Below are 17,813 nucleotides of genomic sequence, written 5' to 3'. Positions count from 1 at the left end.
CGTCCCGCCCTGCCGTGACCGGCAGCCCCGCACCGGCGCCCTCCCCTGCCGTCACCGAGGGCCCGGCCCCCTCCGGGCCGCCGGGGACCACGACCGGGAGCTCCGTGCCGGGCCCGATCGGCAACGGCCCGGGCCTGCCCTCCGTTCCGGTCCCGACCCCCGCACCCAGCACTCCGGTCCCTGTTCCTGTTCCTGTTCCTGTTCCTGTTCCTGTTCCGACCGTGACTCCCCCACCGGACACTCCGGCTCCGGCAGCGACGCACGTACCGAGCACTCCGGCGCCGGTCCCGACAGAGGCGCCGAGCACCTCCGCTCCGGTCTCGACTCCCGCACCGGTCACGACCCCCACTCCGGCCGCACCTCCCGCTCCGGCCGCACCGACCCTCGCGCTCGACACCGACGGCCGGCTGCTGCCCGATGCCCGGGGCACCGCCGCGCCCGGCGCCGAGGTGCTCCTCGAGGACGCCTCCGACGGACGCCGCGTGGGCTCCGCCACCGCCGACGCCGACGGCTCCTGGACCGCGCCGGCGCTCCCCCTCCCCGCGGGCACGACCACGGTGCTGGCGCGCACCGCTGCAGGAGTCAGCGCCCCCGAGACGGTCGACCTGCGCGCTCCGGTGCTCCTCGCCCGGGCCGCGTCGAGCGGGGGCGCGGTCGGCGTGCTCGTGCTCGCCGATCCCGACGCGGACGGCCTCGACCTCCTGGTCGACGGCGAGCAGGTGCGATCCCTCGCTCCCGGAGCCCCCGTCCTCGCCGCGACCCTGGAGGTCGGTCCCGGGAGGCACACGATCGGCGTCCGCTACTCCTCCCCGGACGGGCGGACGGGACCCGTCGCCGTCGTGTCCGTCGACGCGGGCTGAGGCGCGCGGACCGCCCCGTGCCCCACCGTTATCCTGGGCGGATGCAGCCCGAACCCGCCGCGTCCGCGACTCCCCGGCCCGCCTCCGCGAGCACCCGTCCGACGGGCAGCGACGCCGCGTGGTCCGGCGCCCGGCCCGCGGGAAACCACTGGACCCTGACCTTCGCCTGCCCCGACCAGCCGGGCATCGTGCACGCCGTGTCCGGTGCCGTCGTCCAGGCCCGCGGCAACATCACCGAGAGCCAGCAGTTCTCGAGCGCCGACACCGGCCGCTTCTTCATGCGCCTGCAGGTGGAGTCGCCGATCAGCCGCGAGGAGTTCGCCGCCGCCCTGCTGCCGATCACCGAGCACTACGGGATGACCTGGCGCCTCGACGTCGTCGGCCGGCCGCTGCGCACCCTCGTCCTCGCCTCCACCGCCGCGCACTGCGTCAACGACCTGCTCTTCCGCCAGCGCGCCGGGCAGCTCGCGGTGGACATCCCGATGATCCTGTCCAACCACGGCAGCCTGTGCGACCTCGCCGAGTTCTACGGCGTGCCCTTCGAGTCGCGCCCCGTGGTCTCGCCGGAGTCGAAGCGCGGGTTCGAGGAGCGCGTGCTGGAGGTCGTCGAAGAGCACGACGTCGAGCTCGTGGTCCTGGCGCGCTACATGCAGATCCTCTCCCCCGAGCTCTGCGCGCGACTGGCCGGTCGCGCCATCAACATCCACCACTCGTTCCTGCCGGGCTTCAAGGGCGCGAACCCGTACAAGCAGGCGCACGCCCGCGGTGTCAAGCTGATCGGGGCGACCGCGCACTTCGTCACCAGCGACCTCGACGAGGGGCCGATCATCGAGCAGAACGTCGTCCGCGTGGACCACTCGCACTCGGTCGCCCAGCTCGTGGCCATCGGGCAGGACGAGGAGAGCCGCACGCTCACGCAGGCGGTCAAGTGGTTCGCGGAGGACCGGGTGCTCCTCGACGGGGCCCGCACCATCATCTTCCGCTGACCTCCGGCGGCTAGCATGGTCGGCGTGAATCGAGCAGGAGCGGACACCGCGGGCACCGACATCAGGATCGGCCCGAACGCGATCCTCCGGTTCCTCCTGGAGCTCGTCGCGTTGGCGACCTTCGCCCTCTGGGGCTTCGCGTCGTGGGACCTCCCGTGGAACATCGTCCTCGGCATCGGCGCTCCGGTGGTCGCCGCGCTGGTCTGGGCGCTCTTCCTCTCGCCGCGCGCGGTCCTCGCGATCGACGTCTACGGCCGCTCGCTGATCGAGCTGCTCGTGATGGGTGCCGCCGCGCTGGCGTGGCTGGACCTCGGCCAGCCGGTCGTCGCGATCGTCTTCGGCGTCCTCGCCGTCGTCTCCGGCGTCATCGCGGGACGCCGCTCCCTCTGATTCTGACGGCGGCCGCTCAGGCCGAGGGGGCGCTCGCTCGGAGCCGTCCACCGCTGTCCCCGAGGGTGCACCGCTGTCCCCGTGCGATCACCGCCGCCTCGGACCGGAACCATACGCGGCGTCCCGACTCGCAGCGGCAGGTCGCCATCGCGCTCTCCCGTCGATGCACCTCCGGGGGTGCGCCACCGCAGCGGGATCCCGGGCCGATCGCACTGCCGGGGCCCCAGTCGGAGATGCTCCGCCCCGCCTGATCGTCGATCTCTCCCCGACCCGCTCCCGCCTCCCCTCTCGAGCCGTTCCCCCACGCAGCCGGGCCGGTCCTGCTCCCGGCACGCACCACGAGCCGCCCCGTCTCCGCCTCCCCGACCGGGAACGGCGAACGGCCGCCCCCGCCGCTCCGGAAGGAGCAGGGGGACGGCCGTTCGCGGCGGTCGCGGAGGACTACTCCGCGGCGCCCGCCTCACGCTGCGCCAGGGCGCGGCGTCGGAGGCCGGTGATCATAGCACCTGCACCGAGGAGGGCGAGGGCGGCGGCTCCGAGGAGACCGCCGTCGAAGCCCGTCGACGGGAGGCCGCCGGCGCCGTGGCCGGGCGCGCCCGGTCCGGCGGTCGGCGTGGAGGTGGGCTCCCCCGGTCCGGCGGTGGGGCCGGCCGTCGGCGTCGCGGTCGGCTCCGGGGTGCCCGTGGGCTCCGGAGTCGCGGTCGGCGTCGGGGTGGGGGTGACCGCCTCGGTGACGTCGACGCTCACGAGCGTCGCGAGTCCCGAATCGGTGTAGGCGACACGGCCGAGGTAGCGGGCCGGGCCCGCCAGGTTCGACCAGGAGACCGCGTACGCGATCGGCTCGCCCTGCACGGCGTCGACCACGGCGGGGTCGGTGCTCAGCGAGCCGAGACCGTTCTCCGGAGTGATGACGAAGCTGCGGAAGTCGAACGTGACGGTCGAGGATCCCGGAGCGGTCGAGTAGACATCGGCCTGGACCGTGTACTCGCCCGGAGCGGGGTCGGCGATGTCGACGCGCTCGTCGGCCGAGCCGGTCGCCGAGGTGAAGACCTTGTCGGTGCTCTCGCTGGTGACGGTGAGGTCGAGGTCGGCCGCGTCGTCGAGCGAGTCGAGGTCGAAGCGGGCGAACTCGGCGCCCTCCGGCACCACGACGGTGGTCGACAGCGACTTCCCCGTGGGGAGCGTCGCCGAGTGGCCGTCGGCGGCGGTGGCGTCCTCGGCGAGGACACCCTCGGCGAGACCGCTCGCGGTGAGCGGCAGCGCGCCGGTGATGCCGGGCGTGACCGTCACCGTGCCGGTGCCGGTCGAGCCGGTTCCGGAGACCTCGTAGGGCGCGTCCAGCAGGACGGGGCGCACCGCGATCGGGCTGCGGACGTCGTGCTCCGCGCTCGCCCAGGTCAGGTAGCCGGTGGCGAACTGGTTGAGCGCCGCCGAGCCGGTGGTGAAGGAGACCGTGTACTCCGCCGTCTGGCCCGCACCCGTGAAGGAGAGGGTCGAGGGCGAGACGACGGTGTCGATCCCGGCGAGGCCGTCGACCGAGGCGGTGTAGGTGCCCGCGCCGGTCGAGGTGACCGTGCGGGTCACGGTCTGCGTGCCCGCGAGGGCGCCGATCGCGATCGAGGCCTGGTTGAGGTCGGACGGGTCGATCGCGGCGATCGGGTCGATCACCGGGTTCGAGGTGAAGACGTAGCCCGCACCCTTGAGGAACGCGATCCAGTCCTCCGTGCCGCTCTGGTAGAGCAGTCCGGGGTCGAGGAACGCGGCCGGGTCGACGTGTCCGGCGCCCTGGGCGAAGACGTCCTCGGACGCGGCGCCCGACTGGTCGACGCTGTCGTAGGCGGAGGTCATCATGGCCGACTTCACCGCGGACGGCGAGGCCTTCGGGGTCGCGCCGAGGATCAGCGCGCCGAGGCCCGCCACGTGCGGCGACGACATCGAGGTGCCGGACTCGAACGCGAAGGCGGGGTCGTCGCCCTCGGCGTTGAAGCTGTCGGCGAGGATCGCGACGCCGGGCGCCGTGAGGTCGGGCTTCAGCACGTCGGCGCCGTCCGCCTCAGCGGGTCCGCGCGACGAGAAGCCGGCGACCTGCGGGACGGGGATGGAGGCTCCGGACGAGTTGCCCTCGGAGAGGGTCACGGTCGCACCGGCGGTACCGGCGTAGGTCGTGATCGCCTGGTAGGCCTGCGAGTCGATCTGGATGCTCGGGACCGAGTGGTCGTCGACGTGCAGGGCGTTCGGGGTCGGGTTGAGCAGCAGCATGCCGATGCCGCCGGCCCGCTCGACCTCGGCCGACTTGGAGACGCGCGCGGTGACGCCCGCGGTGCAGGCGACGATCGTGCCCTTCACCTTGTCGGGGTCGAGGGTGCCGGTCTCGCAGATGGCGGGGTTCTCGGCGCCCGAGCGGACGACGTCGGCGCTGTTCACCAGCGGTCCGGTGACGTCCTCGTGGACCGAGATGGATCCTCCGACGAACTTCTGGCCGTCGCCGAGAGCGGCGGTCGCGGTGTAGGTCGGGATGGAGGACGCGGCGACCGTGGTGTACCAGGGCGACGCGTGGTCGAGCGTGGAGGCGCCCGCACCCGAGTTGCCGGCCGAGGCCGCGACGAAGACGCCCGCGGCGGCGGCGTTGAGGAACGCCTCGTCGATCGCGGTCAGGGTCGAGGTGGCCGAGCCGCCGCCGATCGAGAAGTTGATGACGTCGACGCCGTCCTTGGTCGCGGCGTCGATGGCCGCGAGGATGCCCGCTCCGGAGCAGAAGTCGTCGTCGTCGGTGCCCTCGTCGGGTCCGTTCCAGCAGACCTTGTACGCGGCGACCTTGGCGGCCGGGGCGACTCCGGAGATCTTCCCGTAGTCGTAGCCGTCGACGCTCGCCTCGACGCCGTTGTTGCCGGCTGCCGTGCTCGCGGTGTGCGAGCCGTGTCCGTCGGCGTCGCGCGGGGAGCGGTACTCGGGGTTGTCCGTCGAGCCGACCTCCTCGTCCGCGAGGAACCAGCGTGCGCCGATGAGCTTCTGGTTGCACTCGTCGCCGTCCCACTGCTCGGAGGCGGGGAGCCCCGGCGAGCAGGACCCGACGAAGGTGCCGCCGTCCGACTTCACGAAGGAGGTGGTGGTGCCGTCCGTGTAGGGGGCCGCTCCGGGCGAGGTCGCCAGGGGCGCGCCCTCGAAGGAGGGGTTCTCGGGCGCGATGCCGGAGTCGATGACGCCGACGACGACGCCCTCGCCCGCCTTGTCGATGCCGCCCAGCTTCTGCCAGACGCCGTTCTCGCCCTCGAGGCCGAGGAAGTCGGTGGAGCGCTGCTGTCCGGTGTCGGGCACCGGGGTGCCGGCGGCGGCCGCGGCGAGCGGCGAGGCCTGCGCGGCGCGGTCGACCTTCAGGTCCTCGACCTTGCGGACCTGGGCGACGTCGCGGCGGCTCGCGAGCTCGCCCGCCTGCTCGCCCGAGAGGGTCGCGGAGAAGCCGTTGAGGGCGACGGTGTAGTGGTAGCCGATGGCGGCGTCGACCGCGGAGGCGACGTCCTCCTGGCGCTGCTCGAGGTGGGCGGAGTAGTCCTCCACCGGAGCCGAGGCGGCCTGCAGCTGCGCACCGTCGACGGGCGCGGTGCGGGCGAAACGGGCATCGCTGCCCTGGTAGGTGGCCGCGGAGGGCTCGACGAGGGTGACGACGTAGTCGCCGTCGTCGAAGCTCTGGCCGACGGAGAGCCCGCCGACGAGCGAGGCACTGCCGGCGAGAGGGGCGGCACTGGCGCCGGTGGTGGCGAAGGCCGCGGTCGCGGCGACTCCGAGGACGGCGAGGCCCGCGAGGATGCGCCTCTCAGCGCGGCGGACGGGTGGTCGGTGGGACAGGTGGATCGGCAATCGATGTCCTTACTCACATTCGCTGGGAACCGGATCGGTTTCCACACAGAAACGACCCTACGAACTCGATTGCCCAGCTTTGTTACGAACAGGTAACGAAGTCGACGCTGAAGGGGGCCGATCCGTTGGCACTCCCCCTCCCCGAGTGCTAATTTAATCGCGTTGAGCCGGGTCGGCTCAACTCTTGGAACTCTTCGTTGCACGACTGAATGGAGTGATCTCATGGCTGTCACCTACGACCCCGTCCGCGAGCTGGACCGCCTCGCCACCGCCCTCCTCGGCTCCGGTCAGGGGCCCCGCCGGATGCCGATCGACCTGTACCGGGACGGCGACCACTACGTCCTCACCGCCGACCTCCCCGGCATCGACCCCGGGTCGGTCGACGTCGACGTGGACGGGCAGCTCCTCACCATCCGCGCCCAGCGCACCGTCGCGGGCGGCGACGACGTCACCTGGATCACCCGGGAGCGCCAGTCGGCGACCTTCGTCCGCCAGCTGAGCCTCGGCCAGGGCGTCGACACCGAGCGCATCGCCGCGTCCTACGACAACGGCGTGCTCTCGGTGACCATCCCGGTCAGCGAGAAGGCGCGCCCCCGCCGCATCGAGGTCGTCTCGACCGCCCGCCCCGAGCAGGTGCGGATCGGCGAGGCGGCCGCCGAGTAGGACGACGAGCGAGGGCCCGTCCGCGATCGTGCGGGCGGGCCCTCCGCGTGTCCGCACGCCCTACGCTGGCCGGATGCGCGCCTCCTCCTCCGACACCGCTGTCGGCGTCCTGCTCCCCCGCGATCTCCCCGCCTCCGAGGTGCTCGTCTACGCCCGCCGCGCCGAGGAGCTCGGCTTCGACGAGCTCTGGGTGGTCGAGGACCTCGGCTTCCGCGGCGGCATCGCCCAGGCCGGCGCGGTGCTCGCCGCCACCGAGCGGATCGTCGTCGGCATCGGCATCCTGCCCGCCGCCGTGCGCACGGCGGCCTTCACCGCGATGGAGCTCGGCACTCTCGGCGAACTGTTCCCCGGCCGTGTCCACGCCGGCATCGGGCACGGGATGCCGCACTGGATGCGCGGCCTCGGCGTCTGGCCGCGCAGCCCGCTCACCCTGCTCGAGGAGCAGTTCGACGCGATCCGCTCGCTGCTCTCCGGCGAGCCCACCGACCGCTCCGGCCGCTACGTGCACGTGGACGGCCTCGTCCTGGAGTCGCCGCCCGCCGTCGTGCCGCCGCTGCTGGCCGGCGTCCGCGGACCGAAGTCGCTGGCGCTCGCGGGCCGGATCGCCGACGGGGTCGTCCTGGCCGAGCCCGTCACTCCGGAGTACCTCGCGGCGGCCCGCGGCCACCTGGGCGGCACCGGACGGATCGTCGCCTACAACGTGGCCGCCGTGGACGACGACGCGGCCGCCGCGCGCGACGCGGTCCGGCCGGGACTCGAGTGGATCGGCGAGCCGGACTGGGCGCCGCACATCGAGCCGCTCCCCTTCGCCGAGGACTTCGCCCGCCTGCGGGCCGAGAGCGCCGACCGCGCCGCCTTCGTCCGCGACCTGCCCGACGCCTGGGTCGACCAGCTGGCCGTCGTGGGCACTCCCGAGGACGCTCGTCGCCGCATCGGCCTGCTGCACGAGGCCGGTGCGTCGAGCGTCGTGCTGATGCCGTCGGGGCCCGATCCGCTCCACGCGATGGAGGACCTCGCCCGGGCGCTCTGAGGCGCTCGGCAAGGGCGCGTCCCACCGGGCCCGGAGACGCCTCCGGCCCGCAGGATCCGTGGATCGTGCGGGCCGGACGCGTCTGCTGAAGCCGGAGATCAGGCCGACATGCGGGCCTTCAGGTTCTCATCGAGGGTCGCGAGGAACTCCTCGGTCGTCTGCCAGCCCTGCTCGGGGCCGACGAGCAGGGCGAGGTCCTTCGTCATCTTCCCGGACTCGACCGTCTTGATGACCACGTCCTCCAGGGTGAGCGAGAAGTCGATGAGCTCCTGGTTGCCGTCGAGCTTGCCGCGGTGCGCGAGGCCGCGCGTCCAGGCGTAGATCGAGGCGATCGGGTTCGTCGAGGTGGGCTTGCCTGCCTGGTGCTGGCGGTAGTGGCGCGTGACGGTGCCGTGCGCCGCCTCCGCCTCGACGACGCTGCCGTCGGGCGTGGAGAGCACGGAGGTCATCAGGCCCAGCGAGCCGAAGCCCTGCGCGACGGTGTCGGACTGGACGTCGCCGTCGTAGTTCTTGCAGGCCCAGACGTAGCCGCCCTCCCACTTCATGGCCGAGGCGACCATGTCGTCGATGAGGCGGTGCTCGTAGGTGAGGCCCGCGGCGTCGAAGCGCTCCTTGAACTCGGTCTCGAAGATCTCCTCGAAGATGTCCTTGAAGCGGCCGTCGTAGGCCTTGAGGATCGTGTTCTTGGTGGAGAGGTAGACCGGGTAGTTGCGCGAGAGGCCGTAGTTCAGCGACGAGCGGGCGAAGTCGCGGATCGACGCGTCCTGGTTGTACTGGACCTGCGCGATGCCGTCGTCCGGGGCCTTGTAGACCTCGAACCTCATCGGCTCGGAGCCGTCCTCGGGCGTGAACTCGACGGTCAGCGTGCCCTTGCCCTTGAAGACGAAGTCGGTGGCGCGGTACTGGTCGCCGAACGCGTGGCGGCCGATGATGATCGGCTTGTTCCAGCCGGGGACCAGGCGCGGGATGTTCGAGATGATGATGGGCTCGCGGAAGATCACGCCGCCGAGGATGTTGCGGATCGTGCCGTTGGGCGACTTCCACATCTTCTTGAGGCCGAACTCCTCGACGCGGGCCTCGTCGGGGGTGATGGTCGCGCACTTCACGCCGACGCCGTGCTTCTGGATGGCGTGCGCCGCGTCGATCGTGACCTGGTCGTCCGTCTCGTCGCGGTACTCGATGCCGAGGTCGTAGTACTCGAGGTTCACGTCGAGGTACGGGTGGATGAGGGTGTCCTTGATCTTCTGCCAGATGATGCGCGTCATCTCGTCGCCGTCGAGCTCGACGACCGTTCCCTCAACCTTGATCTTGGACATTGCTCTCCCATGGTGTCGATGACCCCGCACCTGTGCGGGACGGGCGGCTCTGCACCGCTCCGGATGGCCTCCGCCAGCCTACCCGAGGCCCGAACTGTCTCGATGTCGAGACAGTTCTCGATCGTCCGCGCCGGGGCCGGCGCACGTCGCCCGACAGGAGGATGCCCGCCGTCCTGCGCCGCCGGTACAGTGACGGCATGAGTGACCTCCGCCTGGAAGAGCTGTCCGCCTCGAACATCTCCGCCGTGAACGGTCTGAGCCTCAAACCCGGCCAGGAGCAGTTCATCGCGCCGGTCTCCTACTCCGCCGCCGCCGCGGTGATCGACCCGGGCGCCTCCTGGCAGCGGGCCGTGATGGACGGCGACGAGCTGGTCGGCTTCATCCACGCGCACTTCGACCCGGAGGCGGCGGAGGAGTTCCGCAGCTGCATCTGGCGCATCAACATCGACGCGGCGAAGCAGGGCCGCGGCGTGGGCACCTTCGCCGTCCGCGCCACCGCCGACGAGGCGCGCGCCCGCGGCTTCGACACCCTCACGGTGATCTGGGAGTCCGGCGAGGACGGCCCGGAGCAGTTCTTCCGCTGGATCGGCTTCGAGGTCGTCGGCGAGACGCAGTACGGCGAGAACATCGGGGCGCTGACGCTCTGAGCGCGGCGCCGGAGGCAGCGGAGCCGGCCGACTTCGTCTCCGCCGTCCTCGAGGTGGTCGCCTCCATCCCGCCCGGCCGCGTGATGGCCTACGGCGAGATCGCCGCGGTCCTCGGCACGCGTGCGGCACGCGCGGTCGGCACGGTGATGGCCCGCTACGGCTCCGACACCGCCTGGTGGCGCGTCGTCCGCGCGGGAGGAGCGCCCCCGGTCGGCCACGAGGAGCGCGCCCGCCGGGAGTACGAGCGCGAGGGCACGCCCCTCGTCGTCACGCCGGGCGGCTGGCGCGTCGACGTGCGCAGCGCACGCTGGCGCCCCTGAGCCGGGATCGGCTCAAGGGCGTTAGTCGCGAGCGGGAGCCGCTCAGACGAGCGAGTCCCGCCAGGTCGCGTGCAGGGTGGCGAAGCGGCCCTCGCCGGCGATGAGCGCCTCCGGGGTGCCGTCCTCGACGATGCGGCCGTGCTCCATCACCAGCACCCGGTCGGCGATCGCGACCGTCGAGAGGCGGTGCGCGATGATGACCGCCGTGCGGTCCGCCAGGAGCGTCTGCAGGCCCTGCTGCACCAGGCGCTCGCTCGGGATGTCGAGGGAGGAGGTCGCCTCGTCCAGGATCAGCACCGCCGGGTCGGCCAGGAACGCGCGGGCAAACGAGATCAGCTGGCGCTGACCGGCCGAGACGCGGCCGCCGCGCTTGTTCACGTCGGTGTCGTAGCCGTCCGGCAGCGCCTGGATGAACTCGTGCGCGCCGACCGCCTGCGCGGCCCGGACGATCTCGTCGTAGGACGCGGTCGGCCGCCCGATCGCGATGTTGTCGGCGACGGATCCGGAGAAGAGGTACGCCTCCTGGGTGACCATCACGATCGCGCGCCGCAGGTCCTTCGGGTGCAGCTGCCGCAGGTCCACGCCGTCGAGGGTCACCACGCCGTCGCTCGGGTCGTAGAAGCGCGAGATCAGCTTGGCGAGCGTCGTCTTGCCGGCGCCCGTGGACCCGACGAGGGCGATGGTCTGCCCGGCGGGGATGTCGAGGTCGAAGCGCGGCAGCACCTCGCGGTCGGCGGTGTAGGCGAAGCGGACGCCCTCGAAGCCGAGGCGGCCCCGCGCCTGCCGCAGGTCGACCGGGCGGGCCGGATCCGGGACGCTCGGCTCCTCGGCCAGCACGCCCGAGATCTTCTCGAGCGCGGCGGCCGCCGACTGGTAGGAGTTGTAGAACATCGCCATCTCCTGCACCGGGTCGAAGAAGCGCCGGGTGTAGAGCAGGACCGCCAGCAGCGCGCCGATCTCGAGCCCGCCGTCGAGCACGCGGACGCCGCCGATGAACAGCACCACGGCGACGGTGACGTTGCCGATCAGCACGAGCCCGGGGTCGAAGGTGCCGAACACCCCGAAGACGCGCTTGTAGGCGAGCCGGTACTGCTCGACGACCCCGCCGAACACCGACTCGTTGCGCTTCTGCGTGCGGAAGGTCTGCACGGCGCGGATGCCGGTCATCGACTCCACGAACTGCACGATCAGTCGCGACGAGGCGACGCGGGTGCCGCGGAACAGCGCCTGCGACCGCTTCTGGAACCAGCGGGTGAGCAGCGCGAGCGGCACCAGGGCGCAGGCGAGCACGATGCCGCTCACGCCGTCCAGGGAGACGAGGGCGATCGCGACGAAGCCCATGTAGAGCGCACCCTGCACCAGCTGGTTGATGCCGGAGTCGAGCAGCTCGCGGATGGAGTCGAGGTCGCTGGTCTGGCGCGAGATGATCCGGCCGGAGGTGTAGTTCTCGTGGAACTCCAGGCTCAGCTTCTGGGTGTGCAGGAAGACCCGCTTGCGCAGGTCGATCAGGATCGTCTGGCTCACCCTCGCGGAGAGCACGGTGTACCAGGCGACCAGGAGCGCGCCGACGAGTCCGGTGAGGATGTAGGCGCCGACCGTGACCGCCAGCGGGACCGCGTTCCCCGCGAGGACCGCGGGCAGACCGTTGTCGATGCCCGCCGCGATCAGCGCCGGTCCCGCGACCTGGGCAGCGGTCGCGACGACGACCACGACCGCGGTGAGCACCAGCCGCAGCCGGAGCGGCCGCAGCAGGGAGCCGAGCAGCTGCAGCGAGCGCCGGCGCAGGGCCGCCGACTCCGCTCTGCTGAGGTCGTCGCGCTCCTCGGAGGAACCGAGCGTGCTCATGATCGCGTCTCCTGGTGGGTCGTCGTGGGGCGGGAGCCGATGCGCTCGGTCCCGGCGGGCCGGGTCAGCTCGTCCTCCTCGAGGCTCGAGATGACGAAGCGGTAGTGCGGGCTGCTCGCGAGCAGCTCGCTGTGGGTGCCGACCGCGGTGATGCGGCCCTCCTCCATCAGTGCCACGCGATCGGCGAGCGCCACCGTCGAGGGGCGGTGGGCGACGATGATCGCCGTGGTGTCGCCGAGCACGCGGCGCAGCCCTGCCTCGACGCGCGCCTCCGTGTCGACGTCGAGCGCCGAGAGCGGGTCGTCGAGGACGAGCACCGCCGGACGAGCGGCCACCGCGCGGGCGAGGGCCAGGCGCTGGCGCTGGCCGCCGGAGAGGCTCATCCCCTCCTCGCCCACCTTCGTGTCCAGGCCCTCGGGAAGGCGGTGGACGAAGTCGGCCTGCGCGATCTCGAGGGCCTCGAGCAGCTCCTCCTCGGTCGCGTCGGGTCGGCCGAGGAGGACGTTCTCGCGCACGCTGGTGGAGAAGAGCGTCGCGTCCTCGAACGCCATGCCGATGTGCGTGCGCAGCTCGTCGCGGCGGAGCCGGCGGATGTCGACGCCGTCGAGCTCGATGGCTCCGCCGGTCACGTCGTAGAGGCGCGGGAGCAGCGCGGTGAGCGTCGTCTTCCCGGAGCCGGTGATGCCGACCAGTGCCATCGTCTCGCCCGGCTCGACCTCGAGGTCGACGCCGTCGAGGAGGTCGCGGTAGCGCTCGGGGGCGTCCTGGTAGCGGAAGTGGACGTCGCGGAAGCGCACCCGGCCGCGCGGCTCGAGGATCGTCTCGGGGTCCTCCGGGTCGGTGATGGTGTTCCGGCTGTCCATCACCTCGAAGTAGCGGTCGACCGCCGTGCGGGTGTCGAAGGTCATCGAGAGGAGGAAGCCGATCGACTCCACCGGCCAGCGCAGCACGGTCGCGGTGGCGAAGAAGGCGAACAGCTCGCCGACGCTCAGCTGGCCGGCCGCGGCGAGCCAGACCCCGCCGAGCAGGCAGAGCGCGAACGCGATGTCCGGCACCAGCAGCAGGACGAGCCAGATCCCGGCGATGGCGCGGGCCTTGTCGATCTCGGTGCCGCGGAGCTTCTCGGCCTGGCCGGCGAAGTTCTCCAGCGCGTGCTGGTGGCGGCCGAAGGCCTTGAGGACGCGGATGCCGTGCACCGACTGCTCGACGGTCGTGGCGAGGTCGCCCGCCTGGTCCTGGCTGCGGCGCGCGATGCTCGAGTAGCGCTTCTCGAACGCGAACCCGTAGATCCAGACCGGGATCGAACACACGACGAAGAGCACGCCGAGGATCGGGTTCCAGTAGACGAGGACGCCGAAGCCGACGACGATCGTCAGCGCGTTGACCACGAGCAGGACGAAGCCGAAGGCTATCCAGCGGCGGATGAGGCTGAGGTCGCTCATCGCCCGCGACAGGAGCTGCCCGCTCTGCCAGCGGTCGTGGAACGAGACGGGGAGGTCCTGCAGGCGGCTGTAGAGCGCCGAGCGCATGCGCGCCTCGATCCGCGTGCTGGGGGTGAGGACCATCCGGCGGCGCAGCGCGATGGCACCGGCCTCGACGACGCCGAGCACGAGGATGACGGCGACCGGGCCGATCAGCGGCCCGAGGTCGCCGGAGCCGGCGGAGGCCGCTCCGTCCCCCAGCGGCCCGTCGACGAGCTGCTGCAGGACGATCGGGATGACCAGCGACACCAGGCTCGCCACGAGCGCGACCGCGATGCCGCCGACCAGCCGGGGCAGGGAGTCGCCGACGAAGGGGACGAGGCGCAGCAGGGTCTGCAGCGTGCTCGGGCGCTTCTGCGCGGGGGCGCCGGTGCGGGGCTGCCGGTCACGGCAGGGCGGGACGGGGCGGGCTCGGCGGCAGGAGTCGGGGAGGCGGTCGCCTCGATCCCTCTCGACGCCGGTGCGCCGACGGGATCGTGGGACGGCTTTTGTTGCGGCGGGCGTCCCGTCCTCCCGGGGGTCGCGCGCGTCGCTCCGGCATCGTCCGACGCAGCCCGTCCGGCCACGGCCGGCACCGTGCTCCTCGGAGCGGCGCCGGAACCGCTGGACCGCCCCGCCGGATCGCCGTCCGCTGCACTCGTCCGGTCCGCGGCCTCCGGGTCCGTCTCCGGCCGGTCGGCGCTCGCCGCCGCTCCTCCGCTCGATGTGGGCGCAGCCGCCTCGGCCGTTGCACGCTCGTCCACCCGCGCGGAGGCGTCCTCCGCCGCCACGAGCGCGCCGCCCCCGTTCCCGGACAGCAGAACCGCCGCCCCGACGACTCCCGCGATCGCGAGTGCCGCCGCAGCGGACGCGGCGACGACCACTCCTGTTCCGCTGCCCGCTCTCGACGCTCGGACCGCTCTCGACGCTCGAACCGCGCTCGACGCCCGGACCGCGCTCGGCAGCGGACCGGAGGCCGCGCCGGAGCCCCCGCCCGCCGCCCAGGCTGCCGCACCGCTCACGCCGGCCGAGAGCGGCAGCAGCACCGACGCGAGGCGGCGCGCAGTGCTCTCGGCCTCCGCCAGCGCCTCCCGGCAGGAGAGGCACCCGTCCAGGTGCCGATCGATGCGGTGCCTGTCCCGGACGGGGGCTCGTCCTCGCGCGTACGTCCCCGCCCGCTCGAGCACCCACTCGCACTCGCCCGTCGCCGAGGCGTCCGCCACGTGCTCCCGGATCCACGCGGAGCGCAGCCCCTCCCGCGCCCGCACCCCGAGCGCTGCGACCGCGTTGGGCCGCAGGCCCATCAGCGGTGCGGCGGCGGCGGGGGACAGGCCCTCCACCTCCGTGTACCAGAGCACCTCCTGCCAGCGCGGCGGCAGCGCCCGGAACGCGCGCGCGCCCAGGTCGCGCTCGAGGGCGGCGAGGGCGTGCGCCTCGGGATCGGGGCCGGCAGAGGGGAGGGCGCGGTCGGCCTCGTCGAACGGCCGCTCGTGCCGGTCCCGCCGGGCCCAGGATCCCGCGACGTTGCGGACGGTGGTGAAGAAGTAGGGGCGGAAGGCGCCCTCGGGTCCGCCGCCGCGCTCGATCGCCCGCAGGACGCGGAGGAACGCCTCCGAGACCAGGTCGTCGGGGTCGGAGCTGCTCGCCCACGCCCGGGCCACGGTGCGCCCGGCCGAGGAGTGGCGGCGCCAGAGCTCGGAGACCGCGTCGGTGCGGCCCTCCCGGACCAGCGCGACGAGCTCCTCGTCGCTGCGGCCGTCGATGCGCTCGGAGCGGCGTCGAGGACTCACGGCGACGCCCTCCCTCCCGGTCCCGCGCCGGGACCGCCCGAGGGATCGTCGCACGATCGCGCGTGCCCGCCCCCGACTGGCGCGACTCCCGCGCCACCCGGCCCGCTTGCTAGAGTGAGCCCGCCGCGACTGGCGTTCGGATGGGTGACCATCAGGGAGCGGCACCTCCTCCGGGGCGGCGCCCCGGACACTTTTCCCGCCGCACGCCTGGGCTGGAACGGATACCGTAGATCGGGTCGCCCGAACGAGCCGTGTCGCGCCGCAGCGACCTGCCGGGCCCCTTCCGTTTCCCAGCCAAGGAGCGTCCGTGTCCTCTTCCCCCGCCAGCCCCGGCGTCGCCGCCTCGTTCGACCAGCCCGTGTCGGTGGTCGACCCCGAGATCGCCGCCGTGCTCCAGCAGGAGCTCGACCGCCAGCGCGGCTACCTCGAGATGATCGCGAGCGAGAACTTCGTGCCGCGCGCGATCCTCGAGTCGCAGGGCTCCGTCCTGACCAACAAGTACGCCGAGGGCTACCCCGGACGCCGCTACTACGGCGGCTGCGAGTACGTCGACATCGCCGAGCAGCTCGCGATCGACCGCGCCAAGGCCCTCTTCGGCGCCGAGTTCGCCAACGTCCAGCCGCACTCCGGAGCCTCCGCCAACGCCGCGGCGCTCGCCGCGCTCGTGCAGCCCGGAGACACCATCCTCGGCCTCGAGCTCGCGCACGGCGGCCACCTGACCCACGGCATGAAGCTGAACTTCTCGGGCAAGCTCTACAACGCGACCGCGTACGGCGTCGACCCGCAGACCTTCCGCATCGACATGGACGCGGTCCGCGAGAAGGCCCTCGAGGTCCGCCCGCAGGTGCTCATCGCCGGCTGGTCCGCCTACCCCCGTCAGCTCGACTTCGAGGCGTTCCGCGCCATCGCCGACGAGGTCGGCGCGAAGCTCTGGGTCGACATGGCCCACTTCGCCGGCCTCGTGGCGGCGGGGCTGCACCCGTCGCCGGTGCCCTACGCCGACGTCGTGACCACCACCGTCCACAAGACGCTGGCCGGCCCGCGCTCGGGGCTCATCCTCGCGAAGCAGGAGTACGCCAAGAAGCTGAACTCGGCCGTCTTCCCCGGCCAGCAGGGCGGCCCGCTCATGCACGTGATCGCCGCGAAGGCGACCGCGTTCAAGCTCGCCGGCGAGCCCGAGTTCGCCGACCGCCAGGCACGCACCATCCGCGGCGCGCAGATCCTCGCCGAGCGCCTCACGGCGGCCGACTCGAAGGCCGAGGGCATCGACGTCCTGACCGGCGGCACGGACGTCCATCTCGTCCTCGCCGACCTGCGCGACTCGCCGCTGGACGGCAAGCAGGCCGAGGACCGCCTCCACGAGGTCGGCATCACGGTCAACCGCAACGCCGTGCCGTTCGACCCCCGCCCGCCGATGGTCACCTCGGGCCTGCGCATCGGCACGCCGGCGCTCGCGACGCGCGGCTTCGGCGACACGGAGTTCACCGAGGTCGCCGACGTCATCGCCGAGGCGCTCAAGCCCTCGGCCGACCTCGAGGCGTTGCGCGCCCGCGTCGCCCGCCTCACCGACGACTTCCCGCTCTACCCCGGGCTGTAGTCGATCCGCTGCACCACCCGCGCGGCGGAGGCCGGGGCACCGCCCCTCTCCGCCGCGCCACGACCGAGGAGCCCGAGATGACGGCACAGGTACTCGACGGCGTCGCGACGGCGACGGCGGTCAAGACGGAGATCGCGGAGCGGGTCGCCGCTCTGCGCGAGCGGGGCGTCGTGCCCGGGCTCGGCACGCTGCTGGTGGGGGACGATCCCGCCTCCCGCTCGTACGTCGCGGGCAAGCACCGCGACTGCGCGGAGGTCGGGATCGAGTCGATCCGCGTGGACCTCCCCGCGACCGCGTCGGCGGACGACATCCGCGCCGCCATCCGGCAGCTCAACGACTCGGAGGCCGTGACCGGGTACATCATCCAGCTCCCGCTGCCGAAGGGCATCGACGAGAACGCGATGCTCGAGCTCATGGATCCGGACAAGGACGCCGACGGCCTGCACCCCACCAACCTCGGCCGCCTGGTTCTCGGCGTCGAGGGCGAGCTGGACAGCCCGCTGCCCTGCACGCCGAACGGGATCGTCGAGATGCTGCAGCGCCACGGCATCCCGACCTCGGGCAGGCACGTCGTCGTCGTGGGCCGTGGGCTCACCGTCGGACGTCCGCTCGGGCTCCTGCTCACGCGGAAGGGCCTCGACGCCACCGTGACCCTCACCCACTCCCGCACGGCCGATCTCGCCGCGGAGGTGCGCCGCGCCGACATCGTGGTGGCCGCCGTGGGCGTGCCCGGGCTCATCCGCGCCGACTGGGTGAAGCCCGGCGCCGCCGTGCTCGACGTGGGCATCACGCGGGTCGAGAACCCGGAGACGGGCCGCGCGAAGCTGACCGGCGACGTCGCGCCGGAGGTGGCGGAGGTCGCGGGCTGGCTCTCGCCCGTGCCCGGCGGCGTCGGCCCGATGACGCGCGCGATGCTCATCCACAACGTGGTGACGGCGGCCGAGCGCGCCCTGCGCTGACCGGTACCGCGCCACGGGACCCGCGCCGGACCGCGCTCGGGGGCGACGCCCAGTCGCCTGCCGGTAGCGTGGCACGGCGCTCTCGCGTCCCCCAC

General features: G+C 72.9%; 14 protein-coding genes. 9 read left to right on the top strand and 5 right to left on the bottom strand.

Features of this window, described 5'->3' with window-relative positions; translation table 11 throughout:
* Nucleotides 1-221 precede the first annotated feature (221 nt).
* From C5C53_RS04320 to C5C53_RS04310, 3 genes are read left to right on the top strand one after another with little or no spacing between them, the layout of a single operon-like run.
* Nucleotides 222-860, top strand: coding sequence for an Ig-like domain-containing protein (locus tag C5C53_RS04320; RefSeq protein WP_104266907.1), 639 nt, complete (start codon nucleotides 222-224; stop codon nucleotides 858-860).
* A 41-nt stretch (nucleotides 861-901) separates the two neighbouring features.
* Complete coding sequence (gene purU / locus C5C53_RS04315; RefSeq protein ID WP_104266906.1) at nucleotides 902-1,846, top strand: formyltetrahydrofolate deformylase; 945 nt, start codon at nucleotides 902-904, stop codon at nucleotides 1,844-1,846.
* Nucleotides 1,847-1,870: 24 nt separating this feature from the next.
* Nucleotides 1,871-2,236 carry a YrdB family protein gene (locus C5C53_RS04310; protein WP_244230596.1) on the top strand — a complete coding sequence of 122 codons (366 nt, stop codon included), beginning with the start codon at nucleotides 1,871-1,873 and terminating at the stop codon, nucleotides 2,234-2,236.
* A 441-nt stretch (nucleotides 2,237-2,677) separates the two neighbouring features.
* On the opposite strand, the gene C5C53_RS04305 is transcribed toward C5C53_RS04310, so the two are convergent.
* Nucleotides 2,678-6,091, bottom strand: coding sequence for a S8 family serine peptidase (locus tag C5C53_RS04305; RefSeq protein ID WP_104266905.1), 3,414 nt, complete (start codon nucleotides 6,089-6,091; stop codon nucleotides 2,678-2,680).
* Nucleotides 6,092-6,313: 222 nt separating this feature from the next.
* Between C5C53_RS04305 and C5C53_RS04300 the strand changes: the two genes are divergently transcribed.
* Complete coding sequence (locus tag C5C53_RS04300) at nucleotides 6,314-6,754, top strand: Hsp20/alpha crystallin family protein (RefSeq protein ID WP_104227284.1); 441 nt, start codon at nucleotides 6,314-6,316, stop codon at nucleotides 6,752-6,754.
* A 73-nt stretch (nucleotides 6,755-6,827) separates the two neighbouring features.
* A complete protein-coding gene (locus C5C53_RS04295; protein ID WP_104266904.1) occupies nucleotides 6,828-7,784 on the top strand; it encodes an LLM class flavin-dependent oxidoreductase in 957 nt (318 codons plus the stop codon).
* A gap of 98 nt (nucleotides 7,785-7,882) precedes the next feature.
* Here the strand turns inward: C5C53_RS04295 and C5C53_RS04290 are convergent, their stop codons facing one another.
* A complete protein-coding gene (locus tag C5C53_RS04290) occupies nucleotides 7,883-9,100 on the bottom strand; it encodes an NADP-dependent isocitrate dehydrogenase (protein WP_104224939.1) in 1,218 nt (405 codons plus the stop codon).
* A 197-nt stretch (nucleotides 9,101-9,297) separates the two neighbouring features.
* Between C5C53_RS04290 and C5C53_RS04285 the strand changes: the two genes are divergently transcribed.
* On the top strand, nucleotides 9,298-9,747 hold the full coding sequence (locus tag C5C53_RS04285; RefSeq protein ID WP_104224946.1) for a GNAT family N-acetyltransferase: 450 nt from the start codon (nucleotides 9,298-9,300) through the stop codon (nucleotides 9,745-9,747).
* Nucleotides 9,744-10,067: an MGMT family protein gene (locus tag C5C53_RS04280; protein ID WP_104238475.1), complete on the top strand. Its 324-nt coding sequence runs from the start codon at nucleotides 9,744-9,746 to the stop codon at nucleotides 10,065-10,067. The genes C5C53_RS04285 and C5C53_RS04280 overlap by 4 nt, the downstream gene beginning before the upstream one ends.
* Nucleotides 10,068-10,109: 42 nt before the next feature.
* On the opposite strand, the gene C5C53_RS04275 is transcribed toward C5C53_RS04280, so the two are convergent.
* From C5C53_RS04275 to C5C53_RS17545, 3 genes are read right to left on the bottom strand one after another with little or no spacing between them, the layout of a single operon-like run.
* Entirely contained in the window at nucleotides 10,110-11,912 is a 1,803-nt protein-coding gene (locus C5C53_RS04275; RefSeq protein ID WP_104266903.1) for an ABC transporter ATP-binding protein, read from the bottom strand.
* Nucleotides 11,909-13,642 carry an ABC transporter ATP-binding protein gene (locus tag C5C53_RS04270; protein ID WP_308470976.1) on the bottom strand — a complete coding sequence of 578 codons (1,734 nt, stop codon included), beginning with the start codon at nucleotides 13,640-13,642 and terminating at the stop codon, nucleotides 11,909-11,911. The genes C5C53_RS04275 and C5C53_RS04270 overlap by 4 nt, the downstream gene beginning before the upstream one ends.
* Nucleotides 13,546-15,162, bottom strand: coding sequence for a sigma-70 family RNA polymerase sigma factor (locus C5C53_RS17545; protein WP_308470975.1), 1,617 nt, complete (start codon nucleotides 15,160-15,162; stop codon nucleotides 13,546-13,548). The genes C5C53_RS04270 and C5C53_RS17545 overlap by 97 nt, the downstream gene beginning before the upstream one ends.
* 307 nt (nucleotides 15,163-15,469) lie before the next feature.
* Between C5C53_RS17545 and glyA the strand changes: the two genes are divergently transcribed.
* A complete protein-coding gene (gene glyA / locus C5C53_RS04260; protein WP_104266902.1) occupies nucleotides 15,470-16,759 on the top strand; it encodes a serine hydroxymethyltransferase in 1,290 nt (429 codons plus the stop codon).
* A 77-nt stretch (nucleotides 16,760-16,836) separates the two neighbouring features.
* Nucleotides 16,837-17,718 carry a bifunctional methylenetetrahydrofolate dehydrogenase/methenyltetrahydrofolate cyclohydrolase gene (locus tag C5C53_RS04255; protein WP_104227279.1) on the top strand — a complete coding sequence of 294 codons (882 nt, stop codon included), beginning with the start codon at nucleotides 16,837-16,839 and terminating at the stop codon, nucleotides 17,716-17,718.
* Nucleotides 17,719-17,813 lie beyond the last annotated feature (95 nt).

Source organism: Rathayibacter sp. AY1E3, assembly GCF_002932235.1.
In the GTDB taxonomy this organism is placed as follows: Bacteria; Actinomycetota; Actinomycetes; order Actinomycetales; family Microbacteriaceae; genus Rathayibacter.
The sequence above is the reverse complement of the archived record's forward strand: the minus strand, read 5'-3'. Positions and strand labels throughout refer to the sequence as shown.